Source organism: Pseudomonadota bacterium (genome assembly GCA_039714795.1).
In the GTDB taxonomy this organism is placed as follows: domain Bacteria; phylum Pseudomonadota; class Alphaproteobacteria; order JAGOMX01; family JAGOMX01; genus JBDLIP01.
The window spans coordinates 1-11,667 of record JBDLIP010000054.1; the positions used below are offsets into that span (position 1 = coordinate 1).

At 38.9% G+C, this 11,667-nt stretch carries 5 protein-coding genes; 3 read left to right on the forward strand and 2 right to left on the reverse strand.

Annotated elements, in window-relative coordinates:
• Positions 1–139: 139 nt before the first annotated feature.
• Positions 140–769, reverse strand: a complete 630-nt coding sequence (locus tag ABFQ95_05180; protein ID MEN8236917.1) for a ribonuclease D — start codon at positions 767–769, stop codon at positions 140–142.
• 265 nt (positions 770–1,034) lie between these two features.
• Positions 1,035–1,598 carry a hypothetical protein gene (locus ABFQ95_05185; GenBank protein MEN8236918.1) on the reverse strand — a complete coding sequence of 188 codons (564 nt, stop codon included), beginning with the start codon at positions 1,596–1,598 and terminating at the stop codon, positions 1,035–1,037.
• Between the two features lie 288 nt (positions 1,599–1,886).
• On the opposite strand from ABFQ95_05185, the gene ABFQ95_05190 reads away from it, so the two are divergent.
• The 3 genes from ABFQ95_05190 to ABFQ95_05200 form a co-directional block, all read left to right on the forward strand.
• Positions 1,887–6,086 (forward strand): hypothetical protein, encoded by a 4,200-nt coding sequence (locus tag ABFQ95_05190; protein MEN8236919.1) that lies wholly within the window; start codon positions 1,887–1,889, stop codon positions 6,084–6,086.
• 58 nt (positions 6,087–6,144) lie between these two features.
• Positions 6,145–11,169, forward strand: a complete 5,025-nt coding sequence (locus ABFQ95_05195) for a hypothetical protein (GenBank protein MEN8236920.1) — start codon at positions 6,145–6,147, stop codon at positions 11,167–11,169.
• 274 nt (positions 11,170–11,443) lie between these two features.
• Positions 11,444–11,667 (forward strand): hypothetical protein (locus ABFQ95_05200; GenBank protein ID MEN8236921.1); only part of this gene is annotated, 224 nt, incomplete at its 3' end.

The window sequence follows — 11,667 nt, forward strand, 5'->3', positions numbered from 1 at the left end:
TCAACATTTGAAAATTTCATGGCTCTGATGGTGTAGTGTGCCCAGAGGAATCTCGTTTTTAGAAATTGCACGGGCACTCTCAACAGATGCGACAGAACCAGAGTTTCCAATAGATTGTTCTTTAACTCCACTTGATCTATCAATGCTGAAAAATATCAGGACTGACAAATCCCAAGGCGTCCAAACGAGAGCGAACTGGGAGAAAGTCAAAGCACGCTTTAGCCAACTCAGTCCGACCCTCACGCTCGATTTTTTCTTCCAAGCTGGCTTTTAGCTTATGCAAATAAAGCACATCAGTAGCAGCGTAGGTCAGCTGATCAGGTGAAAGCTCATAAGCTCCCCAGTCCGATGTTTGCTGCTGTTTTGAAATTTCAATTCCTAAGATCTCTAAACAAAGATCCTTCAACCCATGCTTATCCGTATAAGTGCGTGATAACTTCGAAGCTATTTTTGTGCAGTAAAGTGGCATACACATCACACCTAGATATTTAGAAATTGCAGTAACATCAAACCGGGCAAAGTGAAAGATCTTGGTCAGATTTGGATCAGCTAATATACGCTTAAGATTCGGTGCATCATAGGTTTTACGATCCAATTGCACCACATGACAGACTCCATCCCCTGCACTCAACTGCACGACACATAACTGATCCCGGTGGATATTAAGCCCCATCGCTTCAGTGTCCACCGCCACTGAATCTTTGAATTGCACAGAGTCAGGCAAATCACCTTGGTGAAAGTGAATGTCGGGAATCGAGTGTGTGGTCATGTTGGTGCCTCTGTGTTGGTTCAGCGGGAATCATACAAATGACCTTTGTTTCTTAGGTACTGCAAAGGCCCAATCTTATCGATCAAATCCCACATTCTTGGTATCAAATTTTCTGACAGAATGCACCCATTTTTAATAACGCTCTATTAACCTGAATTTTGGATAAGAGATAACTGCACTTTCTGCCCGCAGGCCGTCATCTTGAACACTGATTTTCCGAACATGCGAATGTAAAGTCGCACGAATTGGAAAATCTTTGCGATCTCTAGCTCCTAGGATCTAGAGGACTGTTATCAATGGTTAGCACTGCTGATGTTTTTGCGCCTGAAACAAGCTGTTTAAACTGAGCAATTGGTATGATTGTTTTTCCTGATTGATTATTGGATGCTACATAAGTTAATACAACTGGTTGATTTGGTTGTAAGAATTTAATTTTTATCTGAAGATTTTCTTTGTTTGTATGTGCTTCTTCTATCATAAATTCAGACTCATAATAATCACCTTTATCTTGATCCCAAAAAGTTAATTTTGCATTTGGTGGATTATCAGCAAAGCTGTCTGAAATATCAGATTCAGTAGACCACAAACTAACAAATCTATTGGCAGTGAGTGATTCTGATTTTGCTTTTCCATGCTGTACTTTGTAATAAATCGAGGGATTGTTAATAGTGATGATTGCGGTCCCGTTTTCCTGGCCTTTAGAATCAATTTTTATCTCGTTTATCGTAACAATGATATCCTTAGAAGAATTTTTTTTAGCACCAACCATGGAAATAGCTGGATTGGCGAGCATTGCTCCTAAGATAAATGTGATGGCTATCTTTTTCATGATTCATCTCCTTTTTGAAAGTTATGCTAAGAATATTGTTAATTTATTTTGATCGCTATCTAATGATATGTAAATTTAATAAAATAAATGTTAATATAATGAATTTAAATAAAACTGTTGATTTTCTGGTACATTCAAATTGCTCATTTATCTCAGGTAAACTGCGCGCTTCTCACTGCCATAAAATTCAATGTTTTGATTCAGCACGGGCATAATTAACATTTCGTTAACTTTTATCCCTTCATAATGCAATCGCTATTCTAATTGCAATCAAGAAAGCTGATCATCATGATTCATAGGCAATTGATATTCTGGACTATTTTTACTGTCTATCTTTGCATAACATCCACACAAGCATCGCAATTACCCATCAACAGTGACTATCTTGCACGCATGAGATACGCGCAAGGTAAAATCGAAAATTTTAGAAAAAAAACCAATCGCACAATAAAAGCACAACCCAATACAATTAATTTAATCCTCACAGATATTGAAAAATCCAGACAGATACATGAACAAACTCTACCTCCTGCCTTTCTAGCTCCTCAGACAAAATACTCGCCTATCAATTTTATATCTTCGGATACAAAAATAATCTCTCTCAAAGAATTAATAGGGAAAATCCGCCCTTTTCAACAATATTTTATAGAAAATCAGCAGAATCTAAACGCGTTCATACTTTGTGAGCGTCACGATGCCCCTTTATCTTTGGGTACAGTGTGCGATGAGATTAAAAAGTTCATTCATTATTGGGAAGGATACTCTAATTATGCTGCAGCAATCATACTTATTTTGAATCATGCTAATATTTTGGAGGAAACTATTGATTTTGAGAGACTCGCTACCTGTATTCTATACCGGTTTGAATTAGAAACTTGGCATAAAGCATTACTGGAGCCAGAACCAGCACAGTGGGATCAGCTGCAAAATACCATTAACGTGTGCCAACCCGATACATTCCTTGCTAAACAATTTACAAATGCTATGCCGCGTAACACCCAAATCATTAAGGAAACATTGCTTTCTAACAACGAAACACAAATAAATCTGGATAAATATTTACCGCGTTTTTCTTCCAATTCACCTTTCCAAAATAACATGAAAGAACTAAAAAGCTGGTGTTACATAAATAACATTCTAAAAAAAGTGAAAAAATTGGAAGAAATATATCAACAATTATGGATAAATATCCAAAAAGCAGGATCTAAGGAGCGCAGAAAACTGTTACTACCCCAGGTATCAGTAAATTTCATTGGAAATAATGATTATCTCGTCTCTCCGGGTAGTGCATACAAAGTTTTAAGTCTTATGTCACATACCACAACCACAGATCATTATACTTTTGGCATCCCAGTAATGGAAAAAGACAATAACCCTGTAATGCGCACCACCCAAGTGAAGAAAATTGCATTTTCATATCCTAAGCTTGCTCCTTTAAACTTTGGATATTGGAAACTTCGCCACATTCTTGAATCCCTTTTGGCTCCTTGCGACCCAGCATTAAGCAGTTTACCGTTTTCTCCATTAGCAGACTGCTTGCTCTTAAGGGGTTTAAACTGGATCATCCCGAAATCACCTAAAAGTAAGAACCTGCATTCAGCAGCTACAAGATCACCCGACAATCTGGCAAGACTTGATCGCCACTATAGAAACAGCGCAGAAGAATTTGAGAAGCAAATAAGTAACAAAATTATCATAGCCTCTACAAATTTGGAAGAAGCAAACTTCCACAAATATCTTGAAGCAGTCAAAAAAGGAAAAAAAACACTCGATTCTTGGAAAGATGCCTTTTTATGGCAGGCTATTTTAGATCTTCTAACCTTTACCAGTGCCCATCCCAATTATTTTACAATTGAGCAACAAACACTAAGCAGAGTCGAAAATAACTTTTTATTTTACCCTTCCTTTGAACGAACTTCAGCCATCCAGACACAGGAAGAGCACCATACAATTTCTCAAACTAATTGTTGGTTCTTGCTAGCTCAAGGAGAAATTCCTGACAGCATCAAACAACGTTTTCGGCATTGCGCGCCACTTTTATTTTTTAATCTGTTATCCCAGTTATCTAAGCAACAAGCCTTATTCGACAGCATCACTGAGGAATTTGACCTTACAGCGGCACACACAGTTGACGAAGAAGAAACAAATATGAATACCGCAAAAGCCCTTGGGCTACACATGCGATTCAATCCAGAAGTTGCTCAACAATTTTTCGGTAATCTTTCGACCCTAATCGAACTTATGTCGCAAGAGCACGTGACTTGGCAAGAAATATTCGCAAAAATTAATCCTAGGCTTTGTGAAAGCTACCAAGCCCTTTGGAGCGCTCTCAAAGAGCGACATTTCCTAGACTATCTACAACAAAAAATCAATAGGACGCAGAATAGCTCCTTGCCAGAGTCTGGTTTACTATTGGAACTAGCGCATACAATGTGTGACTCTCAAGAATTCCTAAAAACACTAAAAACGTTACCTGAAACTGTTGGAAAGCACATAATATCGTTACAAGAACAAAAAGGGAAGAAACTTGAAGAACTATTTACAACACTGCCAACTAAAATAAGCTCATATTTTAGCAAAGAGTGGGAGGCAGCAGACACCAATGATGCCTTTCGCGCAATGCTCACCATAAAAGCAATAGATAAATTGATTGATGCAGAAAATCCAATTATTTATGAATCCCTAGTAAAAGAAACACGGTCATTTGAAAACACACCCTGTGCTGATGCAAAAAAATCTCCCAATACCAATTTATTAGAAAATGCAATCTGGACCGTGGAGGACTTTGCGAAATATGCAATCCAAAAGTGCAATCTAGAAACTCTTCCCGCAAACCTTATTGTTGAAATTTTGACTGTCATTCTTGAAAATTTTTCTGATGTAGCCAGAACAAATTTTCATACTAGTTGGACACAAAAGGACTTATTAAACAAAGCCAGGAATGCTGGAGCCCCCAAACTGGTTAGAGATTTCCTGGGAACCTATTGTGTTCTGTGGCGCAAGGAAAAGATACCTCAGAAAATTGATTACAAAAGTTGCATTCAACCGCTAAGAGAATCTTACGCAAACTCAGTGCCATTATTGCTCAAAAATATCCAAGCCAAACTCGACTTAGTTCGAAAGATACGTGATTATATCGAGGCAATAATAAGGCAATCCGTTCAAACAATCAATTACACAGAATTAGAAATCGCTACCCTTAACCAAGCCCTGGAGTTAATTAAATATCCCTATCAATTACTTGCGATCCCCCCTGAACCAATTAAAGCTGCAAGCGTCAATGTATTTGCTTTTCATAAATTTACAGCAAGCATCGATATGCTCAGTTTTATGTTTAAGCAAAATATTTTCAAAGAAAGTGAAGTAAATAAAGCTATAAAATCACTTATTGGTGAATATCGAGAGTTTAAAGAGACAGTATTGAAATCTCCCAATGATTGCAAATTGATTTTGACTCAACCCCAGGTACAATTGAGCGGTAGCTTTCAAAATTATTGGTTGATCACCCCTGCCATGGCAAAAACGATACGAGAACCAATTGAGTCTCCTTATACCTTTAAGCCTCTTACCATCGAAGAAGCCCCAATACCAGGTGAACAATATGCGTATTGGAGTATGCAGTGCTTGCTGCAGGGAGAAGTCAAATCTAATGTGCCCTACTTTCTAGAAATGCACGATGAAGCATCTAAGGAAAAAACAACCTATCATTGTGCTACCTGCATGGACGATTGCACGCAACCGTTAACCCCAGCTATGCTCTTAACAGATTTTTTGCTGCTACCCGGTAAATCGTTTGGGTCTCTAGGATTTAGCCGCCACAAAGAAAGTGAGTATGCCTGGATCAAATGGGATCTTATGGGAGAACATATATACATCGTGCGTAATAATCACCTCACAAATGAGCTAATGGATCAACATATTGATCGCAAAACACGTTTGTATCTGCTGCACCTAAACCCTGAAGTTCTCACCTTAGAATGGCTTAATGCTATAAAAGATTATAATAATCTCTTGCCCAAACAACAACACACTCAACAACCCATAGGGCAAATAAAATTTCACCCTTGGTTCATCAAAAAGTACTGGAAAAATTTGGCAAAAATGCAGGAGATTCTCGACCAACAACTTACTCTAACCTTTGGAGAACTATTCCAACACATGTGGCCTGATTTGCATATTTACATCCAATACCACAAAAAGCATTATCCAAACAAAAAGCTTTCCGAAATAATACGTCAAGCTCACTATGAATCATTGGACCTCGATCAAGCAATTGCACCCAAGCAATACCTGTTTCAAGCTTTGGAAAAAGTAGAAAACAATTATCTTAAATACGCTTCTGAAGGGCCAAAGACCGTTGATGAATTCGCCAAATACATCATCGAACAATCAACGAAGAAAAATTATGATGCGGCAACCACTGATATCATTAGCAAACTTGCTAGAAAATTCACCTACAAGGGTTCTACACCCTTAACGAGCCAATAGTAACTCCAAAGAGACATTTATGAGAAACAGCAAAGAAAATTCACCAAAAGGATACATAGTGCTTCATAAATATGCTCTACAAGTATCTCTATTCCTCATTTTTGCGGTTAGTGTCTCGCCAATATTTGCAACATCAACCTGGCCAGCACGATATCAAAAAGCCATTGCTCTAGGACAACATGCTCATTCTGAATTGCACCGATCCATCTGTAATCTCACTGGAGCTCACCTAGATTATGTTCACGATATGGTGCTGCGATTACGCCAACTTGAAGAGCAAACCGCCCTTGCCGATGAAATTAGGTATGCTGTGCAACAAACCCAGACGATGCTCGCACAACCTCAGGCCCTTATCCATTCTGAAAACGAGACATTGGTATTGGACCTGATTAATGCGAAAAAACTCAATCCCCTTCATCCTGGGTTTAGAAAATTTACGCATGCTATAAGTGCTCTTGAGGGCTTATCAAGCCTATTGCAAGAAAATCCAATTTTTGAAAAATTACAAAAACTGATTGATTATTACAAAAATTTCAAGATAAATATCCTAAAAGCCAAGCCAACACATCGCAAAGAGCTACTACGGCCAGAGTTACAGATGATTACAGAATTTGGTGACTTCCTCATTCTGCCGTCTATCGCCTACCAAATACTCGGAAAGGATCGCCAGCAACTTATCGAATCAGGTACGGCAAATGAAAGGATTGTTTATGGAAATGGATGGAGTCAAAAACCCAACAAGTCTGGAGAGCACATTGTCACGCGTTTACAAACACAAACCGATGATGTTCATTTCAAACTTGAAAAATTAGCTTCTCCCCTGACTCCGTATGATGAAACGGTTGTTTTTTGGCTGAGTTGCCTTTGGCACGGCTACCCAACGACATCTGCTTCAACTATGCTGTACATCAAAGATATAGAAATTCTCGGTCAGGACGATGGTATCACGAAAGAGAATATCATTATACAAGCCAGCGCCACTGCAAATGGTCAACTGATAGGCCAAGAAACCAGCATTGACAAAAGCTATTTCCATCAAGATGCATTTGCACAGATTCTTGTACTCCCCTCTGATCGCAAGATGGAGCATTTGTTTATAGGGGAAGATGGCAAAATAACAAGTATCGATAACGGTACTTTGGGAATCAAAGCTAGCCATAGCGCTCCATCTTATCTTATTAGAAAAAACAAGCAGCAATATTGGGTGAACTTAAGAAACACATTATTCTTCCATCCACAAATGCAAACTCCTATCGCTCAAGGTAAGATACCACAGCACCATCCGGTGGAGTTTCTTATCACCTTGTTTGCATATTTAAATGGAAGTTCAAGAACACTTGAACATTGGGGAGCAAAATGCCAATTGGACAAAAAACAACATAAATTCAATACCCATGAGCTTATTTCTGAAAGTATGAAAATGCCGTTGCAAATTTACCCCTGGTATTTGGACCATCTCCTCAAGATGCTTGGTGAGAATCAGCACCTTGAGAAGACGCTTGTTGGATTGCCAGCACTGGCGAAAAACACAACTCTGCAAGATGTTGTGACCCAACGGTATCCCCTGGTAGGTCAGTACTACCAAACTATTGCCGGCACTAAAAAGAATAATCTCTTTGAATGCGAGCAACAACTTGTAGGTGATTCTAACAAAGGGGTTGCCAAAATCCACCTTGATCATCTCGTACAGCTCACAACAGGTGACTGGCAAAAGCTAGACGCTACCCTAGCGAAGCTTGCAGAACAGCCACCTCTATCACTTGACGACTCTGTACTCCACATCTTGAACAAATGGCAGTTGCAAGATACAGAAACAGAAGAGGAAATATTTCAAACCGTATTTGCTCTCGTTGCTGAAAATTTTTGGTCCGTTGGCCTTAAAGTAAGCAATGAGTGTTGGCACGACGAAAAAATCCTCGGAAATATTATTCAAAACAGCACAAGTCTTAAAGCGCAAAAACTTGCCAGCTTTCTGCTTTATAAATTTGCAGAGTTTGCTCCAATCCCACAAGGAATCAAACTTATTGAGCAACCCACTGGAAAATCAACCGATATTGTCTCACTTATTATAAACGGAGGGGTCATAGATCAGGAGAGATTTTCAACTTTTGCAGGCTTTACTAATCTCAAACAGCTAGCAATTACAGACTGTCAGTTGAACACAGATGATACATCAACTCATTTCTTCGCTCCGCTGCAAAATTTGCAACAGCTAACAACACTAGATCTAACTAATAATAATATTAAAGATATTAGAGGACTAACTGAAGCGCTAGTACAACTTCAAAAAATTAATACCCTTATTCTTAAAGATAACCCCATTCGTGCACCAGAGCCTTTGGCAAAACTAACGCAATTGCGGAACCTCAATTTAACAGGTACAAAAATCACCCATCTGCGATTTCTAGAGCCTCTGACCAAGCTCAAGCAAGCGATCACCTCTGGAACCCTTATCATTGATGACATCGATAAAAATATCATGCAACTTCAGCAAAAGATCGTAAAATTTCTTGATCTTAAAAAAGACTTTATCAGCGAGAAGCGTGCCGAACTCGAACAGTATTTGCAAGCGGACTCGCAGGAAAGTGCTCATCAACAAGCACTCAATGGAGTTCTTTCCGAACTATATCAACCTGAAGAATTATTTATGGAATCAGAAAAGCAAACCCTTTGTACGCAAACAGAACCATTTGATATAGAAAATGATGCCGAATTTCAAAACTTTAAAATCATACGGCAGATCTTCAAAACTCCAAAAGGTAACCTAAAGAGCCACCCAAAGCACCAAGAGATTGCTAACATTTTAGATCTGGTCATTACGCATTATGTTAAATTCTTCCATACTCTTGAAATGGCCAAAACAGCTCAAGAAAGGCAAGAATTACTTGCTCCCAAAATAACCTTACAATTTGCTAACAATCAACAGCGTTACCGCATCCCTTTGTCATTAGTAGATGCACTGACCTCTCTGATGCGCACGCAGGGTCAATGCTTTGGGGTGATTAACAAACAAAATACAAGCGGCAGCCATGCTGTTAAACCTTATAAGAGTTTTCACTATAAAACCGATTTTTGCCCTAAACAGACTCTATTGTATGAGACTGAAGAAGGTGATAACTGCCAGGCCTTTATCCTGCATTCCAAGTTAGAAAATATATTTCCCATAGAGCCAGGAATGCAAGATGCCGCCTATTTAATGGAATTATTTTTCAACGGTATCCAAGGAGAAATAGACACTGCCATTGTGCCTGCCATCTATTTGACCCTTTGTGATTTAGAGATTTTCCAACCCAGGACTCCAGATGAACCGAAGACGTACTTCTTTAATTTGAAGGAGAAAGAGCAAATCTTTTCTAAGATTCACCAAGGATTAGCAGAGCAATATCAGCAAAAACCAGGAGATTTCACACCAACCAAGATCGACATTGGCATAGCTGTTGCCCCAACGATCCCAGGCATGAGACTAGATTGCTTCTTAGAAAATGTCCAAAAGGGCGATAGTTCACTTTATGAGCTAGATTTCATACACTACAGTAAACTCGTGCTTGTATCCTTGCTGGGTACCTTTTGGGATTTCAAGGGCGATAACTTTATTGTTACCCCAGTAGAAAACAAAACAGGCAAAAGAAAAATATATGCCATTGATAGCGATTCCGGTTTTGACGAAGTCACGAAAATCTATAAGGAGGATATGGGAATCGGATTTCCTGACACAACGCTCCATTCCGCTCGTATGAGAAATATTCTGCTCATTCTAGCCCCTTTAATGGGGCGCCCGATAGCCCAGGAAGCACTAGAGATGATCCTGGCAATCAAGCCTGCACCTTTTATCTTGCGTTGGCTGGCAGTACTTGCCAAACGCAACCAATATTACCGACTACACGGCCAACATACTCACAAAACAACTGAAGAAATATCTGCTTGGCTGGCACGTTTTACCCCTGGTATCATTATCCAATTGCATAAAACCCTTCGGCAAATGCAGTCATTCATTGACACGCAAAAAAATCCAACTTTACAAGATGTTTTCGAACTATGCTACCCAGACATCGCTAAGTTTTACCAAACCTTTCTGAATCACAATTTGGGGAATTATACTCTGGCATTTAAGCAGATATACCAGGCTAGTTGTTATGATAGTGCTAATGCAAAGGTTGAACACAATATCTCAAATAGTACCCTAGATAATGGCCACCGTATCCTTTCTGTCATGGAAAAGCGGGCTGCTGGAATTAAGCAAGAACAAAAAAAAGCAAAAAAGAAAGAAAAATCTTTTTACTTGCCAGAAGATGCAGCCCTTGCTCTGGTCGATCAACTTGACCTAACAAAAATGGCAGATGAGGATGTTGTAACTGTGATTGACCTAATGGCAGAGTTCTTCTGGGAACAATCCTTAAACATTAGTAACAAACACTGGAAGCGCAAAAAACAAAAACTTTGGCAAATGCTCCTTAAGGAAACCGCCACAACAAAAGCAAAAAAATTGGTCTTCCTCTTAAGGTTTGAACTTGCACCCTATTGTGTTGCACCAGAAAATATCACTCTGCAATTACACAACATAGGCTTTTATAAAAATAGATTGCTGGGTTTAAAAGTATCCAACACTACCCTGGTAGCAGAGGATCTCAAAAAAATAACCAGTTTTCCCAATCTACAAAAATTAACCCTTACACACACAGACCTTAAAGATACATCAGGACTTCAAGCTATGACATGTCTAACTCATCTTGATTTCTCCCATAATTCTCTAAAACATATTAGGCAAATTGGCAGCGCTACTCTTCCCGCTTTAACTGTGTTAAATTTGTCTCATAATCAACTTAATAATCAAGAAAGTGGCGGCGTGGCGAAAATTGCTGAACTAAGTCGACTACAATGGATTAATCTAAGCTATAATAACTTAGAAAATATATCTTTTACATACAATTTATTGAGACTTTCTCTTCAATACATTGATGCAAGAGGAAATATAATCAAAGAAACGGACGATATACAAAACCTTAGAAACAGTAATAGTCAAAATCTAACATTTCTTATAGATCATCCGCTTTCACAAGGCTCTCAAAATTGCTCTGTGCAATAATGATCTGATTTGCGTATATTTAGAGACCTCAGATACTTATTTTAACCTGAGTTTTGGATAAGAGATAACTGCACTTTCTGCCCGCAGGCCGTCATCCAGGCCTCCATTTTTTCCCAGCTCGCCAAGAGCTGGATTGGAAAAAGGAGTGAGCCGGGATCCAGTTTTTTATTTCAACTTTAAAATCATACTTGATTCTTCAACCATCACCATCTATTTTGGTGCCATGTTTTAGGCACATTGTGATAATGGAATTAATAATTAGGGAGTACGAAACATGCCAATCAAGCGCTTTTTTCATCTATTTTTAGCTGTCTGCATTCTGATGCACACTTTGGCTCCACAAATTGCCCAGGCAACGAAAAAACCCTTATTAGAGGAGAGTGCCAGCAGCTCCAGCTCCAGCTACAGCTCAATTGAAGCGAGTCAATATCCCAAACCTAACGAGTCTTCAAGTGCCATCGTGCATGTTAATTTTAATGATGATGAAGACAAGCGATA

Coding starts and splice junctions, on each gene's coding strand:
- ABFQ95_05185 (MEN8236918.1), bottom strand. CDS start 1,598: ATGAAAAAGATAGCCATCACATTTATCTTAGGAGCAATGCTCGCCAAT.
- ABFQ95_05180 (MEN8236917.1), bottom strand. CDS start 769: ATGACCACACACTCGATTCCCGACATTCACTTTCACCAAGGTGATTTG.
- ABFQ95_05190 (MEN8236919.1), top strand. CDS start 1,887: ATGATTCATAGGCAATTGATATTCTGGACTATTTTTACTGTCTATCTT.